Origin of the sequence: Pseudomonas cyclaminis, from assembly GCF_015163715.1 — a bacterium.
In the GTDB taxonomy this organism is placed as follows: Bacteria; Pseudomonadota; Gammaproteobacteria; order Pseudomonadales; family Pseudomonadaceae; genus Aquipseudomonas; species Aquipseudomonas cyclaminis.
The window spans coordinates 22,414-39,183 of record NZ_JADDUM010000033.1; the positions used below are offsets into that span (position 1 = coordinate 22,414).

General features: G+C 61.5%; 19 protein-coding genes and 3 pseudogenes. 4 read left to right on the forward strand and 18 right to left on the reverse strand.

The annotated features are described in order from the left end of the window. Window positions 1-61: 61 nt before the first annotated feature. The 3 genes from IQK56_RS04990 to IQK56_RS05000 are packed head-to-tail and all read right to left on the reverse strand — an operon-like array spanning window position 62 to window position 2,589. Window positions 62-964, reverse strand: coding sequence for a transporter substrate-binding domain-containing protein (locus IQK56_RS04990; RefSeq protein WP_193863786.1), 903 nt, complete (start codon window positions 962-964; stop codon window positions 62-64). Between the two features lie 16 nt (window positions 965-980). Beyond that, window positions 981-1,331, reverse strand: a complete 351-nt coding sequence (locus IQK56_RS04995; protein ID WP_150760260.1) for a RidA family protein — start codon at window positions 1,329-1,331, stop codon at window positions 981-983. 10 nt (window positions 1,332-1,341) lie between these two features. Continuing rightward, the gene (locus tag IQK56_RS05000) at window positions 1,342-2,589 is read right to left on the reverse strand and encodes a D-amino acid dehydrogenase (RefSeq protein WP_150674392.1); all 1,248 of its coding nucleotides are present in this window, start codon (window positions 2,587-2,589) and stop codon (window positions 1,342-1,344) included. A 97-nt stretch (window positions 2,590-2,686) separates the two neighbouring features. Between IQK56_RS05000 and IQK56_RS05005 the strand changes: the two genes are divergently transcribed. Then, window positions 2,687-3,589, forward strand: coding sequence for a LysR family transcriptional regulator (locus IQK56_RS05005; protein WP_193863787.1), 903 nt, complete (start codon window positions 2,687-2,689; stop codon window positions 3,587-3,589). Here the strand turns inward: IQK56_RS05005 and trhA are convergent. Beyond that, complete coding sequence (gene trhA / locus IQK56_RS05010) at window positions 3,584-4,201, reverse strand: PAQR family membrane homeostasis protein TrhA (protein WP_150674393.1); 618 nt, start codon at window positions 4,199-4,201, stop codon at window positions 3,584-3,586. The two genes, IQK56_RS05005 and trhA, sit on opposite strands and share 6 nt — an antisense overlap. Before the next feature lie 144 nt (window positions 4,202-4,345). Here trhA and IQK56_RS05015 point away from each other — a divergent pair, with 144 nt between their 5' ends. Next, window positions 4,346-5,260, forward strand: coding sequence for a LysR family transcriptional regulator (locus IQK56_RS05015; RefSeq protein ID WP_122310523.1), 915 nt, complete (start codon window positions 4,346-4,348; stop codon window positions 5,258-5,260). Window positions 5,261-5,358: 98 nt separating this feature from the next. Here IQK56_RS05015 and madM read toward each other — a convergent pair whose 3' ends face one another. The 13 genes and pseudogenes from madM to IQK56_RS05080 form a co-directional block, all read right to left on the reverse strand. After that, window positions 5,359-6,123 (reverse strand): malonate transporter subunit MadM, encoded by a 765-nt coding sequence (madM, locus tag IQK56_RS05020; protein WP_122310525.1) that lies wholly within the window; start codon window positions 6,121-6,123, stop codon window positions 5,359-5,361. Between the two features lies 1 nt (window position 6,124). Further along, window positions 6,125-6,529, reverse strand: a complete 405-nt coding sequence (gene madL, locus IQK56_RS05025; protein WP_122310527.1) for a malonate transporter subunit MadL — start codon at window positions 6,527-6,529, stop codon at window positions 6,125-6,127. Window positions 6,530-6,596: 67 nt separating this feature from the next. Next, entirely contained in the window at window positions 6,597-7,496 is a 900-nt protein-coding gene (gene mdcH / locus IQK56_RS05030) for a malonate decarboxylase subunit epsilon (protein ID WP_193863788.1), read from the reverse strand. Then, window positions 7,493-8,089 carry a malonate decarboxylase holo-ACP synthase gene (locus tag IQK56_RS05035; protein WP_193863789.1) on the reverse strand — a complete coding sequence of 199 codons (597 nt, stop codon included), beginning with the start codon at window positions 8,087-8,089 and terminating at the stop codon, window positions 7,493-7,495. Before IQK56_RS05035 ends, mdcH begins: the two co-directional genes overlap by 4 nt. Further along, a pseudogene (mdcE, locus tag IQK56_RS05040) lies at window positions 8,083-8,840 on the reverse strand (biotin-independent malonate decarboxylase subunit gamma). Before mdcE ends, IQK56_RS05035 begins: the two are co-directional and overlap by 7 nt. Beyond that, on the reverse strand, window positions 8,837-9,676 hold the full coding sequence (locus tag IQK56_RS05045; protein ID WP_193863791.1) for a biotin-independent malonate decarboxylase subunit beta: 840 nt from the start codon (window positions 9,674-9,676) through the stop codon (window positions 8,837-8,839). Before IQK56_RS05045 ends, mdcE begins: the two are co-directional and overlap by 4 nt. Next, a complete protein-coding gene (locus IQK56_RS05050) occupies window positions 9,669-9,968 on the reverse strand; it encodes a malonate decarboxylase subunit delta (protein WP_122306627.1) in 300 nt (99 codons plus the stop codon). The genes IQK56_RS05045 and IQK56_RS05050 overlap by 8 nt, the downstream gene beginning before the upstream one ends. After that, window positions 9,968-10,801 (reverse strand): triphosphoribosyl-dephospho-CoA synthase, encoded by an 834-nt coding sequence (locus IQK56_RS05055; protein ID WP_193901577.1) that lies wholly within the window; start codon window positions 10,799-10,801, stop codon window positions 9,968-9,970. The genes IQK56_RS05050 and IQK56_RS05055 overlap by 1 nt, the downstream gene beginning before the upstream one ends. Further along, entirely contained in the window at window positions 10,802-12,472 is a 1,671-nt protein-coding gene (gene mdcA / locus IQK56_RS05060; protein ID WP_193901579.1) for a malonate decarboxylase subunit alpha, read from the reverse strand. It abuts the gene before it with no gap. A 214-nt stretch (window positions 12,473-12,686) separates the two neighbouring features. Continuing rightward, on the reverse strand, window positions 12,687-12,947 hold the full coding sequence (locus tag IQK56_RS05065) for a DUF6124 family protein (RefSeq protein ID WP_193864198.1): 261 nt from the start codon (window positions 12,945-12,947) through the stop codon (window positions 12,687-12,689). 329 nt (window positions 12,948-13,276) lie between these two features. Then, window positions 13,277-13,717, reverse strand: coding sequence for a hypothetical protein (locus IQK56_RS05070; protein ID WP_193864199.1), 441 nt, complete (start codon window positions 13,715-13,717; stop codon window positions 13,277-13,279). After that, window positions 13,695-14,078, reverse strand: a complete 384-nt coding sequence (locus tag IQK56_RS05075) for a polymorphic toxin type 44 domain-containing protein (RefSeq protein ID WP_193864200.1) — start codon at window positions 14,076-14,078, stop codon at window positions 13,695-13,697. The genes IQK56_RS05070 and IQK56_RS05075 overlap by 23 nt, the downstream gene beginning before the upstream one ends. 213 nt (window positions 14,079-14,291) lie before the next feature. Then, entirely contained in the window at window positions 14,292-14,984 is a 693-nt protein-coding gene (locus tag IQK56_RS05080) for an NBR1-Ig-like domain-containing protein (protein ID WP_193864201.1), read from the reverse strand. A gap of 459 nt (window positions 14,985-15,443) precedes the next feature. On the opposite strand from IQK56_RS05080, the gene IQK56_RS05085 reads away from it, so the two are divergent. Continuing rightward, window positions 15,444-16,079: a LysE/ArgO family amino acid transporter gene (locus tag IQK56_RS05085; RefSeq protein WP_193864202.1), complete on the forward strand. Its 636-nt coding sequence runs from the start codon at window positions 15,444-15,446 to the stop codon at window positions 16,077-16,079. 247 nt (window positions 16,080-16,326) lie between these two features. Then, a pseudogene (locus IQK56_RS05090) lies at window positions 16,327-16,503 on the forward strand (HigA family addiction module antitoxin); the annotation flags it as partial. A gap of 122 nt (window positions 16,504-16,625) precedes the next feature. Here IQK56_RS05090 and IQK56_RS05095 read toward each other — a convergent pair. Then, window positions 16,626-16,770, reverse strand: a pseudogene (locus IQK56_RS05095) (chemotaxis protein CheW); the annotation flags it as partial.

Consider the following 16,770-nt stretch of genomic DNA (forward strand, 5'->3'; position numbering starts at 1 on the left):
CCCAATCAAAAATGTGGGAGGGAGCTTGCCCCCTCCCACGTCTGGATTGGATCACCCAGTCTTACTCGACCGGGTCGCTGACCGGCTTGGCAATAATCGCCTTCAACTCACTGGTCATCGGGAACTCCAGATTCAGGCCCTTGGGCGGAATCGGCTGTTCAAACCAGCGCTGGTAAATCCCATTGATCTCGCCGCTGCGGTACAACTCACCCAAGGTGTCGTTGACCACCGCGAGAAACTGCGGATCGTCCTTGCGCACCATGCAGCTGTAGATCTCCCGCGACTGCTCCTCGCCCACCACGACCCAATTGTGCGGGTCCTTGGCTTTGGCGCGTTCGCCGTAGAGCAGCGCGTCGTCCATATAGAACGCCACTGCGCGGCCCGTCTCCAGCATCTTGAACGCCTCGCCGTGATCCTTGGCGCTGATCACGAACATATTGGTTTTGTGCTCGGCGTTGTAGCTCTTCAGAAAACGTTCGTTGGTGGTGCCGGCGGTGGTCACCACGTTCTTGCCCGCAAGGTCGGTGAAGCCTTTGATGCCACTGTCTTTAGCCGTCAGCAACTGGCCTTTCACGTAGATAAACCCGTAGGAAAACGCCACCTGTTTCTGCCGCTCGGCGGTCACGCCGGTGGAGCCGCATTCCAGGTCGACGGTGCCGTTCTGCACCAGCGGGATTCGGGTCTGGGACGTCACCAGGTTGTACTTCACCTTCAGATCCGCCACTCCGGTTTTCTGCTGGATGCGCTCGACAATCTTGCTCGCCAGGTCCACCGAATAGCCCATGGGCTTGCCGCTGTGATCCCCCACATAGGAAAACGGCACCGACGCATCGCGATAGCCCAGGGTGATGGACTTGGCGTTGGCGATCTTGTTCAACGTGCCGGCCAGCGCCGGTTCATTGGCCTGAACCTGAGCCCCAAATAACAGCCCCAATGTACAGCCGGTCAACAGGATTTTTTTCATTGTTATGCTCCGTTGGTTATTTACGTACAGCGATGACGCTGATTTCCACCAGCACACTCGGCCGTGCCAGCTCTGCCTGCAGGGTGGTGCGCGTGGGCGCCATCCCCGGCGACAGCCACGCCGACCACACCTCGTTCATCGGCGCAAAACCGGTGCCGATGTCTTTCAGGTAAATAGTCGCATTGAGCAGATTGTCCTTGTCGCTGCCCGCCTGGGCCAGCAGCCCGTCGATCTTCGCCAGCACTTCGCGGGTTTGTGTTGCCACGTCCTGACCGTCGCCCGGCACCTGGCCGGACAGGAACACCAGGTCCTTGAAGGTCACGGCACCCGAAAGACGCTCATTGCTGCTGATTCGATCAATGGTCATGGTTGCATCCTCAAGCGGCGCGGGGCGTCAGGCCCTGCATATCAATGGAAGGCGCGTGCCGGCCAATCAATTCGGCCAACAGTTGGCCGCTGCCGCAAGCCAGGGTAAAGCCCAGCGCGCCATGGCCCAGGTTCAGCCACAGGTTGCGATAAACGCTGGCGCCGATCAGCGGCACACCGGTAGGCGTGGCGGGGCGCATGCCGGCCCATTCCACCCCATGGTCGTAGTCACCTGCTGTAGGAAATGTCTCGACAGCCTGGCGTTTCATCAGCGCCAGTCGTTTGGGCTCAAGCCCGGCGTCAAACCCAACGATGTCCACCATCGCCGCCACTCGCAGTTGCTCGCCGATACGTGCGTAGACAATCTTGCGGTCGTAGTCGGTGATGCTCACATTCGGCGCCTGGTGCTGCGGGCCAATCGGCACGCTCAGGCTGTAGCCCTTGAGCGGATACAGCGGCAGTGACAGGCCCGGCAACCCCAACTCGGCGCTGCGATGCCCGGCCGCCAACACCAGTTGCCGGACCGGCATCACGTCATCGCCCAACTCGACGGCCGTGACGGCACCGTCGGCGTGACGAATCCCGGTCACCTTGCGCCCCAACACAAAGGTACAGCGCCCCGACGCTTCAAGTCGCGCCGCCAGCCGTTGGCAGAAGGCATGACAGTCCGCCACTTCCTCATTCGGCGTGTAGATACCGCCGACAAAGCCCTGCGCCGCGTGGGCCAGTGCAGGTTCCAGGCGGGCGCAGTCCAGCGTGGACAGCACCTGTTGCTGCAGGACATCGGTGACCTTGCTGCGCGCACGCTCAAACGTGTCGGCATTGCGAAACGTCACCAGCTTGCCGTTGCGCCGCCAATCGAAGTCGCCCAGGCGGTCGTCGACACGCCATTGTTGCAGGGTGTTCTGGCTCAAGCAGGCCAGGCGCAGCAAGTGGGCAGTATTACGCGTGTTCACCGAGCCCCGGCAGGCGCCAATAAACGCGGCCATCCAGCGCCACTGTTGCGGGTCCAGGCGCGGGCGCAGCTTCAATGGCGAATCACCGCGCAACAGCCAGCCAATCGCTTGCAGCGGCACACCGGCGTCGGCCAACGGCGCCACATAACGGTAGGACAACTGCCCGCCGTTGGCGAAACTGGTCTCGCTGCCCAGGCTGTCGCGGGCGTCTATCACTGTCACCTCATGGCCTGCGCGTACCAACGCGTAGGCGCTGGCCAAACCGATCACTCCACCGCCAATGATGCACACCATCGCTGCCACCCGCCCGAATCAAGAGGTTTCAAGCGTAGGCCCAGGTGACAGGCCACCGACAATGAATAAAGATGGGCCACCTATAAACAAAGGTTATGGACTTGCCATGCGCTTGCGTCATATCGAGATCTTCCAGGCGATCCGCCAGACCGGCTCCGTCAGCGCCGCCGCGCAACTGCTGCACGTGTCGCAACCTGCGGTGACCAAAGTCTTGCAGCACGCCGAATTGCAACTGGGTTTCCCCCTGTTCCTGCGCGTGCGCGGCAAGTTGCAGCCCACGCCGGAAGCCCTGGCGCTGGAGACTGAAGTGGAGAAAGTCACCGCGAGCCTGCAAGGGGTGCGGCGCCTGGCCAAGAGCTTGCGCCGTGCGCCGGGACAAAGCGTGCGCATCGGTGCCATCCCCGCGCTGGCGCTATCGCTGCTGCCCCCGGCGATTCTGGAATGGAAACGCGGTTACCCGGACATGGCCTGCGAGCTGTCCAGCGACCATAGCCGCGAACTGGTGCAAAAGCTGTTGATGCGCGAGATTGACCTGGCGCTGACGCTCAGCTTCTCCGGCCATCCGGGGTTGACCACCCAAGTGCTGGCCAACGGCGTGCTGGTGGCGTTGGCGTCCAAAGGCTATTGGCCGGACGCTGAACTGCATCAGCCCTTGCCATTGGCCGACCTGGCCGGCGCGCCGCTGATTGGGTTATCCAGCGCCGACCCGCTGGCAGCCAAACTCGACAGCTACCTGGAGAGTGTCGAACCGGCGCCACGGGTGACGATCTCGGTGCAAACCTATTCACTGGCGCGGGCGATGGTCGAGTCCGGCGCGGGGTTGACCGTGATCGACCCCTTCACCGCATTGGGCGCCTCGACGGCCACTACCTGCATCCGCCCTCTCACGCCGCCGCTGCCGATCACCCTGTACGCCCTGACCCGCGCCAATGAGCCGCCCCCGCATATGTTGGCCAAGCTGTTGGAGATCTTCAGCCACCGCGCCTGTGAGTTGCTGGAACGCCTATAGCACGTAGCGCATGATCGCCACGAAATGCAGCAGGCTGCCGCCGATCACAAACAGATGCCAGATCCCATGGGAGTGGCGCAGGCGGTCCTCCAGGGCAAAAAAGATAATGCCGACGGTGTACAACACCCCGCCCGACGCCAGCCAGGTAAACCCAGCGGTGCCCAACGCGGCGATCAGCGGCTTGACCGCCACCAGCACAATCCAGCCCATCACGGCGTAGATGACAATCGAGAGGATCCGCGCCTCGGAGCGCGGCTTGATCTCCTGCAAAATGCCAATCACCGCCAACCCCCACACAATGCCGAACAGCGTCCAGCCCCACGGGCCTCTTAGCGTCACCAGGCAAAACGGCGTGTAACTGCCGGCGATCAACAGGTAGATCGAAAAGTGATCGACCTTCTGCATGATCTCTTTTCGCCGCCCGCGCACGCTGTGGTACACGGTCGACGCGCTGTACAGCACCATCAGCGTAAAGCCATAAATCGCCACGCTGACGATCTTCCAGGGGCTGCCATCGAGGCTTGCCACCACCAACATCCACACGGCGCCAATACACGCCGCGACTGCACCGAGCAAATGGCTCCAGGCGTTGAATCGTTCCCCGTGGTACATGTGTTACCGACCTCCTGTAACCGTTGACGGCTGGAGGCAAGCCTCCCGCCTTGGGCTTAAGAGTGCAAGCGCCGCATGACGTTCCAGCGACGCCGCGCAGTTTTGCGGGCACAATCGGGGGCATTCGAACAAGAGCCCACGGCCATGCTGATCGACGAAGAATTCACCCTCAAAAAGCTCGAAATCTTCCTGGCGTTCATGCGCACCGGCAACCTGGCCCGCGCCGCCGCCGAGCTGCAAACCAGCAACGTCAGCGTGCACCGCGCCATCCACTCCCTGGAAAACGCCCTGCGCTGCCCGCTGTTCAAACACGAAGGGCGCAACCTCACACCGCTGGAAAGCGCCTACGTGCTCGAAGAACGCGCACAGAAACTGGTGGCCGATGTGGTCGACAGCGTGCGCCTGACCCGCGAAGCCGCCGGGTTCTCCGCCGAGCGCTTCAAGCTGGGCTCGTTGTATTCGCTGACGGTCAAAACCGTGCCGCAACTGATCATGGGCCTGAAGATCCGCCGCAGCGAGCTCAACATCGACCTGATCCTGGGCTCCAACTTCGACCTGCTCTACAAGCTCAAGAACATGGAAGTGGACGCGATCCTGATCTCCCTCGACGAACACGCCAACGACCCCGACTGCGAACAGATCGCGCTGTTCTCCGATGACATCTTCCTCGCCACCCCGGCCGATTCACCCTTCGACCGTGAGCACGATATCGACCTGGCCGACGTGCGCGACGCTACCTTCATCACCCTCACCCAGGGCTTCGCCACTCACCAGGATGGCAACCGGGTGTTCAAGCAAGCGGGGTTCGAGCCGAAAGTGGCGATGCAGGTCAATGACATCTTCACGCTGTTGAGCATGGTCAGTTCGGGGGTGGGTTATGCGTTGCTGCCGGGGCGGATCGCGGCGGTGTATGAAAACCGCGTGAAGCTGATACCGCTGCAACCCAGGTATCGGTTGCAGCAGCAGATTGGCGTGGTGTTCTTGAAGGCCAAGGAACGTGACCCGAATTTGCTGGCGCTGTTGGCGGAGTGCCGGATGTATGCCAATCGGCAGGCCTGAGACCGCTATCGGGGGCAAGCCCCCTCCCACATTTCGACCGCATTTCAAATGTGGGAGGAGGCTTGCCCCCGATGAGGCCAAACCAGCCCCCACCGAAGCTAGCCAACCAACCCACGAACAATGAAGTACAGCAACGAAGGCCCCAGCAAACACCCAAGCCCGGTATGGAACGTCGCTGTCAACGCACCATACGGCACCAACCGCCGGTCCGTCGCCGCCAGGCCCGCGGTCACACCGCTCACCGTCCCGGCCAACCCACCAAACACCATTGCCGAACGCGGGTTATCCAGGCCCATCCAGCGCGCCGCCACAGGCGTGCCGACCATCACCAGGATCGCCTTGATCAACCCGGTGGCAATCGACAGCGCCATCACGTCCGAGGTCGCACCAATTGCCGCTCCGGTCACCGGGCCGACGATGTAGGTCACAGCGCCCGCACCGATGGTGGTCATGCTGACGGCATCGCGATAGCCAAATACCCAGGCCATGCTCGCGCCGACGATGAACGGCAGGATGGTGCCCAGCAACAGCGCAATCACCCCGATCATCCCGGCTTTGCGCGCTTCGGTGGCCTGCACTTCGAACGCCGTGGCGACGATGGCGAAGTCACGCAGCATCGCACCGCCCATCAAGCCAATGCCGGAGAACAGCGCCAGGTCGGCCAGGCCTTTTTGTCCGCCGGTAATCGTGCCGCCGACCCAGGCCAGCACCAGGCCAATCACGATGGCGATCGCCGAACCGTGAATGCGCCCGAAGGTGAGGCGCTTGGACAGCACCACGGAAATCCACATCACCACGCCCACGAAAGCGAAGGCGGTGACCAGGCCGTTATGTTCCAAGCCTTTTTCGATGAGATCCCACATATCAGCGACCTCCCGCTGGAACGATCAGCGGCTCTTCGGCGGGCAGAGGCTCGCCCTTGTGAGTCCGACTGATCAACGCGATGGTGCAACCGCACACCACCACCGAGCCGATGGCCGCGAGCACCGCGACGGGGCCGCCATGCAAGGCGGTAACCACGTTTTGTTGCGCCGCCATCGCCACCACCACCGGGATGTACATGGCGCCCCAGAAGCCGACGCCCATCTCGCAGTCTTTGGTCATGCCGCCGCGTTTTTGCATCCACAACCGGGCGCAGATCAGCAGGATCATCGCGATGCCCACCCCGCCCACGTTGGATTTGACGCCCAGCAACACGCCGAGCATGTCGCCCATGATCACGCCCGCAAGCGTGCAGATCGCCAGCAATGCCACACCGTAGATAATCATTGTTGTTGTCCTCAAAGTGCTCGATCGAAATTGTTGTTTTTGTGCTTCGAAAGCCTTGGGTGGTGCTTTATCGGTGGCGGCGCTCCTCCTCTTGCAGCAGGGCCTGCAACGTGTCCAGGCGCGCGCCTTCGCAGGCGATCACCGTACCTTGTTCGAATACGCGGCGTGACAGACCGGTGAGCACGGCGCCCGGCGGCAATTCGATTTGCAGGCGCACGCCGCGCTCATAGGCGCTTTGCACGGTGCCGCGCCAGTCGACAACGCGGCACATGTTGAAGGCCAGGTCGTCGCGCAGTTGCTCGGGATTGTGGATCGGCCGCGCACGGGTGCTGCTCAAATAGGTGATACGCGGTGCCGTGAGTGCAACGAATGCCTGCGCCAGTGCCTGGGCCGGTTGCTCCAGCAATGCGCAATGGGACGGCACGCTGACGGCCAGGCGCTTGGCGACGCCATTACCCTTGATGCGCTCGGCAACGCGCTTCATGGCGGCATCACTGCCGGCGATGACGGTCTGGTTGTCGGCATTGATATTGGCCAGATACACCGGGGTTTGCGGGCTGTGGATCTCAGCCAGCAAGGTTTCGACGGTGGATAACTCCGGGCCTATCAAAGCCGTCATGCCATACCCTTGTGGATAAGCCTGTTGCATCAGCTCACCACGCAGGCTGACCAACCTGACCGCATCGGCAAACGCCAGCGCGCCGGCGATCACCGCTGCCGGATAGGCACCGATGGACAGGCCGGCCACATAATCCGGGGTGTGTTGCAGACGGCGAGCGTGCGCCACGCCGGCGATCAACAGGCACAGTTGCACGGCGCGGGTACTGGCCAAGGCTTGCGCGCAGTCGAGCCGGCGCACGTCTTCGCCCAAGGCATCGCTGGCCTCGGCCAGGATCTCGGCCGGCAACGCCTGGAGCATGCCCGTGCGCTGGGCGCCCTGCCCCGGAAACACCAGCAGGCTGCTCATGCCACGGCCTGCCAGGGGTCGAGTACAAGGTGCGCACCGCTGGCGGTTTTGAGCAGCACGCGGCGTGACGGCCCGGCCCATTCACGCAAGGCGACGGCGCCGAATGGGGTTTGCAGTTGCAGGTCGACGCTGCACACCGCCTTGTCCAATCGCACCAGCAGCGCCCGCGCTTGGTTGCGATCCAGCGGCTCAGGTGCGCGCAGGATCAAATCCAGGTCACTCATCGCATGCAGGGCTTCGATGCCGCTCGCCAACTCAAACCCCGCACTGCCACTGACGCCCCAGCTTGCCTGGCCCAGCACCGGGCGTACCTGCTGCAATGCCTGCAACGCGGGTAAATCCCGGGTCGAGATCACGGCACGCAACGCCTCCGGCAACACACGCCGACGCACTGCCGCCATCGGCATCACGGCGGCAAACCGCTGTTCGCGCAAACACCCACGTACACCGATCGCCACCTGGCCCGCCTCGGCAAGGGCACGACGCACCACCACCGGGTGACCGGCGCTGATCGAGTCCACCGCCCAGCCCGGTGCGTCGGCGGGCAGGTGCGCCGGGGTCATGCCCCAGAGCAGGTCGTGGGCGTTCACCATTGCTCGCGCAACAGTTGGCGCACGTGGCTGGAAGCGGCACGATTGGTGGCGCCGAGGCGTCCGCTCAAATCGGACGTGCTGATGTCCTTGATCGCACTCACCAGGCATTCGCTGACCCGCGCCACATCGTCGACGGTGGGCTGTTCGATCTGGCTGACCGTCAAGGTTTCCCACAACAACCCAAGGCTGGCGTAACTGTCGATGTCATAGGCCATGGGCGGCACGCTGGCGGCCAACGCTTCCAGCTCTTCGACGCTGCGCAGGGTCACCCGCGCCGCCGAGGCCTTGCCCATGGCGTGCACCATCACACCGGGGTCGCGCAGGGCGATCAGGCGATTGGCCTGGTAGCCATGAGCGAGGAAAGCACCGGACATGGCCTTGCCCACCAGCAGCGCGATCACCGGGTGCCGGCCAACCGGGCACGGGCGTAGCTGTCGGCGGCGGCGGCCAGGGCTTGATGGATGCCCAGGGCTTCTTCGCGACGGCCATAGGCTTGGCTCGGCACATCGACGATAGCGATGATGGGACGCTTGTCGCCGCGAGCGATGGCTTCATCCACGGCCTTGGCCAACCCCCAGCCTTCCAGCAGGCCGACTTCGCCATTACGGGCCCGGGGGAAGCGGTTTTGCTCATCCGTGACCACGGCAATAAAACGACCTAATGGGCCGTCAGCGACTTTCAGCGAAGCCGGCAACCCGTCGACAGCTGCGGCGCCGGCGCTCAATGCGTTGAACCACTGCAAACCTCTCATGAGCGTTCTCCCTGATACAGATCGCGAACCGTCGCCGGGTCGATTTGCGCTGCCGCGTCCAATTCGGCCAACCGTGCCAGATACCAATCGGCCTGCTGGCTGCGCTGTTGAGCCGGCAAGCCTGTGTGCAGCAACGCGATGACGGTCTGTTGGATCTGCGTCACATCGTCGGCCACATAACGGTCGGCGAGACCGCTGTTGAAGCGCTGCTCGCCGCCGGTAAGGCTCCAGATAAACGGACGGTCACGGGAGTCGTACTCCTCCAGCCCGGCTTCCTGCTCGATCACTTGCGGGCCGTTGAGGCCCAGGCGCGCTTCGCGGGTCACCACCAGATAGCTGCACAATCCGGCGGCAATGGACATGCCGCCAAAACAGCCAACGCTGCCCGCCACCACACCGATCACCGGTTGGTATTGGCGCAGGTCGACAATCGCCGCGTGGATATCGGCAATCGCAGCCAGGCCCAGGTTGGCCTCCTGCAAGCGCACGCCGCCGGTTTCCAGCAGTAATACGGCGCGGGTCGCAATGCCCTTGCGGTTGTCCTCGGCTGCGAGCTCCAGCGCGCCGGCGATTTTTGCGCCGCCGACCTCACCCAGGCTGCCGCCCTGGAAATTGCCTTCGATGGCGGCGATCACCACCGGTAAGCCATCGATGCTGCCCTTGGCGATGATCACGCCGTCGTCAGCCTGGGGCACCACGCCCTGGCGGCTGAGCCAGGGCGACATGACCCGTTGGAACGGGTCGATCAATTCGCGGAACGTGCCGGCGTCCAGCAAGGCCTTGGCCCGCTGCCGAGCGCCCAGTTCAACGAAGCTGTGCTTGGCTAAGTCAATCATGGCCGATCTCCTCGAAACCCTGCTCCAGGCGCAAGCGCACCACGCCGGGTGTGGCGCCGAAATCGTGGATATCAATCTTCAGGGCAGGCGGCGTCTGCTCCTGAAAGATGCGCTCGAATAAGTGCTGCCAGCGTTGCTGAGCACCATTCACCGACGTCTGTACCTGGATGGTCAGCGTGCCCGCCATGCCAGGCTCCAGCAGGACTTCCAGGTCGCCGGAGCCGACGCAACCCACCAGCGCACGACCTTTTGGCGGCTGCCCGGCGGGGAACTCAAAGGATAAGGTTTCCATCACAACGCTCCGTCGAGGCGGTCGATAAACAGGCAGGCGGCCAACAGGTCGGCGGCACCACCGGGGGAGGCATTCAGGGCCAGCAATTGGTGGTCGAGTTCGTGCAGTTGGCGGCGGCCAGCAAGGCTTGCGCTGCCGCCCGCATCGAGCACCGCCTGGGCGCCCTGCTGCATGGCCTGCAAGCCTTCGGTGCCGGCGCGGTAGAGCACGCAGGTGTCGGCCAGCTCGGTCATGATCGCCAGCAAGGCGTCGAGGCGTGCGTTCTGTTCGCCGGCGTTTTGGCTGCGGCTTTTGTGCAGTTGCGGCAGGCCGCGTTGCATCACCGAGGGGAAGCCGAGCTGTGCTTCTTCACGGGCACCACGTGCGCCGTAGCGTTGCGCGACCTCGGCACCGTGGCTCCGCGATTGTGGGGCGTAGCGGTCGTTGAGCAGGGCGAGTCTGGCGGCAGTCAGCGTTATGGCGCGGGGCTCCAAGGCTGCCGCAGCAGTGAGCAGGCCGAGCGCCCAGATAGCGCCGCGGTGGGTGTTTACACCGTTGGTGGTGATCAGCATCGCTTGCTCACCTTCACGGCCGATTCGCCCGAGCGCTTCACGCAGCGGCAAGCCGACCTCACCGATTTCAATCGCGGCTTCGACCATTTCCTTGAACATCGGCCACAACGACAGCGCCGAGGCGTGCATCAGCCCCAAGTGCAAATCGCTGTGGGCACCGTTGCCGCGACGGTCCACCAAGGCAGGCTTGGGGGACAGGTCCGCTTCATCGATCAATGCATCGACGGCCAGGTCCGCCAGGCGATCCGCAAGGCTGAGTTCGTGCAGTTTAAGAGCGCGCATTTACCAGCTCCTGAATTTGGCGGGCGGGTTGTACAGGCCACCGGACCAGTCCACCAGATCGGCCACGCTCTTGGCGGCCAACAGCTCGCGGGTGGCGTCGGTACGGCGGATGCCCAGATCTTCAGGCAAGGCGATCAGGCCCTCGCGGCGCATACGCGCAGTGTCCTTGGGGTTGTGGCGCAGGCCGATGGCGGTTACCCCGGCGACGGCGGCGATCATCGCCTGGCGCTCTTCCAGGGACCGCGCTTTGTACAGGTAGGCGATGCCTTCTTCGGTAAGCAGGTGGGTGACGTCGTCGCCGTAGATCATGATCGGCGCCAGGGGCATGCCGCTTTTGCGTGCCACTTCCACGGCATCCAGGGTGTTGACGAAGGTGGGTTTGCCACCCTCCTGGAATGTCTCGACCATTTGCACCACGAGTTTTTTGCCGCGCTCCAACAAGGCCTCGGGCGCATCGTCGTGACGCATATCCAACCACGCCGGAGTGCCGTGACGACGGCCACGTGGGTCATGGCCCATGTTCGGCGCGCCGCCAAAGCCAGCGAGGCGGCCACGGGTTACGGTGCTGGAGTGGCCGTCGCCATCCACTTGCAGGGTGGCGCCGATAAACAGGTCCACCGCGTATTGGCCGGCGAGTTGGCAGAACATGCGGTTGGAACGCATCGAGCCATCGCGGCCAGTGAAGAACACGTCCGGGCGGGCGGCGATGTAGTTTTCCATGCCCAGTTCGGTGCCGAAGCAATGCACGCTTTGCACCCAACCGCTTTCGATGGCGGGGATCAGCGTCGGGTGCGGGTTGAGGGTCCAGTTGCGGCAGATCTTGCCTTTGAGGCCCAGGGATTCGCCGTAGGTGGGCAGGATCAGCTCAATGGCGGCGGTGTTGAAGCCGATGCCATGGTTGAGCGACTGCACATTGTGTTTTTCGTAGATGCCACGGATCGCCATCATCGCCATCAGCACGTGGACTGGCTTGATGTGGCGCGGGTCGCGGGTGAACAGCGGCTCGATGTAGAACGGCTTGTCGGCCACCACCACAAAATCCACCCAGCTTGCCGGGATGTCGACGCGGGGCAAATCGGTGACGTCATCCACCAACTGGTTGACCTGCACGATGACAATGCCGTCGCTGAACGCGGCGGGTTCGATCAGCGCCGGGGTGTCTTCGGTGCTGGCGCCGGTGTAGATATTGCCGGCGCGGTCGGCCATGAAACCGGCGGAGAGCACCACGTTGGGGATCAGGTCCACCACCAGTCGCGCATACAGCTCGATGTAGGTGTGGATCGCGCCGATTTCCAGCAGGCCGTCTTCGAGCAACTGGCTGATGCGCAGGGATTGGGTGCCGGCGAAGGAGAAATCCAGCTTGCGGGCGATGCCCTTTTCAAACAGGTCCAAGTGCTCGGAACGCCCGATGCTGGGCATGATCATGTGCAAATCGTGGAGCTTGGCGGGGTCGGCCTTGGCGAGGGAGCGCGAGAGGAAGTCGGCTTGTTTCTGGTTGTTGCCCTCCAGTACGACACGGTCGCCGGGGAGGATCAGCGCTTCAAGGGCCTCGACGATCTTGTCGCTGGGCAGCACGGCCCCGTCTGCGTACTTCTTGACCAGCCCGAGCCGCCGCTGCTTCTCGTCGCGCCGCCGCGTCCAGCGCGAGTCGGGGTTTATTGTTGTTGTCATGGTCGCTCCACGGGTTTGCTGTCGTGGGCTGTACCTTAGGAGTGATTCAGGGGGCCATCAATCAAGCTTAGCGGCGGATCGTTACGGCTGGAGTAATGGAGCATCAGCAAACGCTGACCCGAGCCAAGTGAAGGTCAAAATGTGGGAGGGGACTTGCCCCCTCCCACATTTGCTCAGTGGTGTCTGTGAGATAGCGGTCCCAAACAGGGACTGATCAACCCCTGTTTGGGACCTCTTGCGCAGAAGGGCTGACCTGCTCCAGCGCTCTATCCACCAATAATTGCCCCAACTCGGCCATTTGCTGAATCCCGAGCATGATGGCGCGCTGGGAAGTGTCCAGGTCGAAGGCCAGGTTGCAGGTGAGTGCGTTGAGGGAGGACAGGGTTTCGCTGGCGTTGACCAGCAGGGTTTCGGTGTTTTGGTGGGGGTTTACGGTGAAGAGGCTTGCGGGTGGATTGGGTGTAGGTTTGACCATGATTTGCGGCTCCGATATGTGATGGAGACTGCCCTCTTCCGCTTGCACGCGAATTAAGGTGCAGCTGTGCGCAGGTGTGCAAGACCGGGCATATCGGACCCCGGCAGACCCCGAAGGACCTCCTACGCACAGCCGCCATAATAAATACAGCAGGCATAAAAAACGCCCGTTGAGTGGCTATGGGCGTTGGTGCGCCGACATGTAACCGGACTTGCACGTCCGTGTCACCGTTTTTCGCAATGACGGGACGAAGACTAGGCGCACGGGCTGAGCGCGACAAGTTCATGCACGGCCTAAAATCTTGCAGGAAAAATCCGAAGGCTGGCCACTCACCTCAAGAAAAAAGCGCTCCCTCGCCACATCACCACCTCGACACTTTCAGGGCCTTCGAGGACATAGCTGCTGTACTCATACACTCGCCCCCGAACATCCAATCGAAGCATTCCATTCTGTTCACTCACTTGCACAGTAGGCTCTTTGGTTCTCAGGAAGGGATGTGCCGACGTCAATGTCGTGAGTATTTCCTGATCATTCTCCAGATCCGTATGGACGTAATACCTGTAGGAAAAACCCACCGTCGCGCCGCCTTGGCTGTCTCGTGCGCCGTAGATAGAGGAGCCGTTGCCCAAGGAGTATTTGAGTACTACCTCATCTAACTCCGGTGTACCTGGGCTCATCAACCAACCCATGCCCAAGTGCGCGAGACACACCACCAACAGCCCGATGAGCAACCCCTGGACCGGCCACTTAATACCCTTGAGCTCTGGCATATTCGATACCCTCCTTGATCCAATGCTGGTCGCTCTGATCATCGCCATACGGTGCATCACCCCACCAGTCACCAAACTCTGCTCGTGACGTCCCGGCAGCCTTTTGCGCAGCACCGGCCGCTCTCAACAGCACGCCCTGCGGAATTCCCAGCACTGTGCCGGTCACCCCATAGTTGAAGTTACCGAACGCCTCGTACTCACGACTTTTCTGTTTGTAGTCCCAAGGGCCACGCCCTCTGACTTGGGAGTAAAACCACGAATAGGTGAACGCCGAACCAGGCTTCAGATGCATCCTGCGGTTGTTGGCCAGAGCGATATTGTCTTGCAGTGAAACGCCTGGGGGCATTGGAGGGACAGCCATTTGCGGATCCTTGCTGATGGGGTTGAGCGTCAAAAGCTAGCACTCAAAAATCAGCAAAATCTCAGCGTCATGACTTACAGAAATTTCAGACAACCATTCGATCCAAGCCTTACGTTTATAGGAATCAGGACAGATCCAGCTTGTAGGATCCTCGGGAGCAGCTGCTGGTTGAGTGGTTGCGCGGATTGACTAAGGAAAAATCCGACCGGACGCTCAACGTGCCATGACGTTAACCACCACATGCAAAATGAACTCAGGGCCGTAGCAAGGTTTTCCCTTCTCATCCTCGACTCTCCAGACTGAAGCCACTGTACAAGTCTCCCTGGGTGCAGCAAATTCCACACTGATATGCACCGGCTGGCCCGGAAGGGTATCGGCAATAGGGAGTTCGCTGTGCAAGCTACGCAGATGAATGTCCATTACTACCTCCAACTGGCCTTGTGGATCTGCGCGGCGGGCAATCACATATTCCCCATCAACACGCACCAGTCGTCGCCCGCGCCAGGGTCGTGTGCCCAGGTTCTGAATCTCCCAGGTTTTCTGAAAAACTTCCCCCGGCAACACGACGGCTTGATCAGGCGTCGTGACATCGGCATTGAACACCGCAATGTCCTCCGGATCATCAATACCTGCCGCCCGATTGGTGGTAGCCATCGAGCACACGTTATCGGGCGCGCCTGTCAGGTCAGCGAAGTAGCGAAACAGCAGCAAGGGAGAAACCTGCAATGCCTTCGCCAGCTTGATCAGCGTGCGCACCGACGGGTCCCTGGACGCTCCAGCCGCTAGACCGTACAGGTAGGTTCTGGAAATTCCCGCCTCCTTGGCCAGCGCAGTCAGGGGCTTGCCCAACTCTCGGCTGCGCCGTGCAACCAGAGACCTGAGGGTATCTCGCGTTCTTATATTCATACGAAGTTTGCGGTTCCCATTTTTAGGTGAACGTCATTTCTTTGTCCGCCAAAAAAGACAACCTGTCCGCCGCCACGTGTCTTGAACCATGCACACTAGCCACCTGCTGGCGATGTTGTGAAGGACACGGATGAGCCCTTTTAGTCAGTCATATCCAGTGTCGTAGTTTCTCGCATGCTTGCGAACCTAGTGTTTGTTGCATTCCTTTACATCTACCCTGGATATAGCCATGAACCACATCAAAGCGTGCTGTGAATCAATACCACACGGTTCTGGCTCCTCGGGGACCAATGCCACGCAGCTCTCTCATTTACTTCGTCAACCCTGATGCGGAGCAGGAACTGACAGGCTTTTTCCGCCACCAGCCGATCGACTTGAAAAGCACCGTCAACGCGCGCCATACCGGTTTCGGCAATCAACCCCTTCAATTGAACTGATACCCAGGCGGTCGAGCACTTCATGACTCCAGACTTCAACGCCTTTTATCTCGAAGGTCTTCTACTGGGCATCGGACTGTTCGCAGCTCCTGGACCGAAGGACACCCTGGTTATTCGCCAGGGTGTCAGTCGCAGCCCTGTCTGGGGTGTGGTGGCGGTATGCGTGTTCGCCGATATCATCCTCATCGCTCTTGGCGTCATGGGCTTGGGCTCGTTGCTCGGCAGCAAGCCAGGTTTGGTGGCGTTCCTACTGTTGTCGGGAGCGGCCTATCTGTTGTGGTTTGGCTGGCAGCGGTTATTGGTTTGTGTGCGTAACCAGTCGATGCCAGATACTCAAAGCGACCTCACCTCACAAAGGGGATTGCTGCGCACAGCGGTGATACTTGGATTTGCCAATCCGTATGCTTGGCTGGATACCGTGGTGCTAATTGGCTCTATTGGTGCAGCAAAGCCCGTCAGCCAACAAGCGTTCTTTGCCGGCGGAGCAATGACCGCGTCGCTGGTGTGGTTTGTGGTTTTGGCGTTGGGATGCCAAAGGTTGACGGGGCTATTTCGTTCGGCAAAGGTCTGGCGTTTATTGGACGCGGGCGTGGTGATTTTGATGGTGTACCTGGCGGGTATGCTGATTGCTGATTTTCTTCTGCTGCAGCGTCACTGAACGGGAAAGTGCCTTCACCACAGGGGCCTTTCATTTCTCATGGAGAATGCGCCGTTCGAGGGCCTGTTTAGGACACCCAGCAGGTCCGAAGACCTCATGCGCGCAGCCGCCATAAAGCAGCGAGCACGAAAAACGCCCGTTGGATGGCTGGGCGTTTGTACGCCTAAACAGTTTCGTCGGGCTTGCACGTCCGTGTCACCGTTTTTCGCGATGACGGGACGAAGACTAGGCGCGCGGGCTGAGCGCGACAAGTTCAAGGATCTTGCATGGCCACGCCCCGGTCAGCCCGGACCTTGCCGTTCGGTTGGAACAGGCCGGTGTGAGTACCGCGCCGCTATGGTTGTCGATGCAAAGCGCCCACGACTTGTGGCAGGCCGAGCATCGGGAGCAGCCGGTGATTGAGCGGTTTGCGCGGATTGATTGAGGCACGAATCAGTGTGGGAGGGGGCTTGCCCCCGATGGTGGTGGGTCAGCTATAGATATATCAACTGACAATCTGCCATCGGGGCAAGCCCCCTCCCACATTGGATTTTGCAAGGCTTAGGGTCAGGCCAGGCCGGACTCTACCAGCAGGGCTTCGAGCCCCATGAGGTCAGGCACCTTCGCCACGTGCTCGCCCACCTGCACCGCGCCAGTTCAACGGCACAGCGGCACGTCGACGTAGCTCAATTCGCTGTCGAGCTTGTACGAG

Excerpts from the sequence above, each read along its gene's own strand:
- IQK56_RS05015 (WP_122310523.1), top strand. The coding sequence starts at position 4,346 with ATGCTGATCGACGAAGAATTCACCCTCAAAAAGCTCGAAATCTTCCTG.
- IQK56_RS05085 (WP_193864202.1), top strand. The coding sequence starts at position 15,444 with ATGACTCCAGACTTCAACGCCTTTTATCTCGAAGGTCTTCTACTGGGC.
- IQK56_RS05070 (WP_193864199.1), bottom strand. The coding sequence starts at position 13,717 with ATGCCAGAGCTCAAGGGTATTAAGTGGCCGGTCCAGGGGTTGCTCATC.
- madL (WP_122310527.1), bottom strand. The coding sequence starts at position 6,529 with ATGATTATCTACGGTGTGGCATTGCTGGCGATCTGCACGCTTGCGGGC.
- IQK56_RS05075 (WP_193864200.1), bottom strand. The coding sequence starts at position 14,078 with ATGGCTGTCCCTCCAATGCCCCCAGGCGTTTCACTGCAAGACAATATC.
- mdcA (WP_193901579.1), bottom strand. The coding sequence starts at position 12,472 with ATGACAACAACAATAAACCCCGACTCGCGCTGGACGCGGCGGCGCGAC.
- IQK56_RS04990 (WP_193863786.1), bottom strand. The coding sequence starts at position 964 with ATGAAAAAAATCCTGTTGACCGGCTGTACATTGGGGCTGTTATTTGGG.
- IQK56_RS05035 (WP_193863789.1), bottom strand. The coding sequence starts at position 8,089 with ATGGTGAACGCCCACGACCTGCTCTGGGGCATGACCCCGGCGCACCTG.
- IQK56_RS04995 (WP_150760260.1), bottom strand. The coding sequence starts at position 1,331 with ATGACCATTGATCGAATCAGCAGCAATGAGCGTCTTTCGGGTGCCGTG.
- IQK56_RS05065 (WP_193864198.1), bottom strand. The coding sequence starts at position 12,947 with ATGGTCAAACCTACACCCAATCCACCCGCAAGCCTCTTCACCGTAAAC.
- IQK56_RS05050 (WP_122306627.1), bottom strand. The coding sequence starts at position 9,968 with ATGGAAACCTTATCCTTTGAGTTCCCCGCCGGGCAGCCGCCAAAAGGT.
- trhA (WP_150674393.1), bottom strand. The coding sequence starts at position 4,201 with ATGTACCACGGGGAACGATTCAACGCCTGGAGCCATTTGCTCGGTGCA.
- mdcH (WP_193863788.1), bottom strand. The coding sequence starts at position 7,496 with ATGAGCAGCCTGCTGGTGTTTCCGGGGCAGGGCGCCCAGCGCACGGGC.
- IQK56_RS05080 (WP_193864201.1), bottom strand. The coding sequence starts at position 14,984 with ATGAATATAAGAACGCGAGATACCCTCAGGTCTCTGGTTGCACGGCGC.
- madM (WP_122310525.1), bottom strand. The coding sequence starts at position 6,123 with ATGTGGGATCTCATCGAAAAAGGCTTGGAACATAACGGCCTGGTCACC.
- IQK56_RS05045 (WP_193863791.1), bottom strand. The coding sequence starts at position 9,676 with ATGATTGACTTAGCCAAGCACAGCTTCGTTGAACTGGGCGCTCGGCAG.
- IQK56_RS05005 (WP_193863787.1), top strand. The coding sequence starts at position 2,687 with ATGCGCTTGCGTCATATCGAGATCTTCCAGGCGATCCGCCAGACCGGC.
- IQK56_RS05055 (WP_193901577.1), bottom strand. The coding sequence starts at position 10,801 with ATGCGCGCTCTTAAACTGCACGAACTCAGCCTTGCGGATCGCCTGGCG.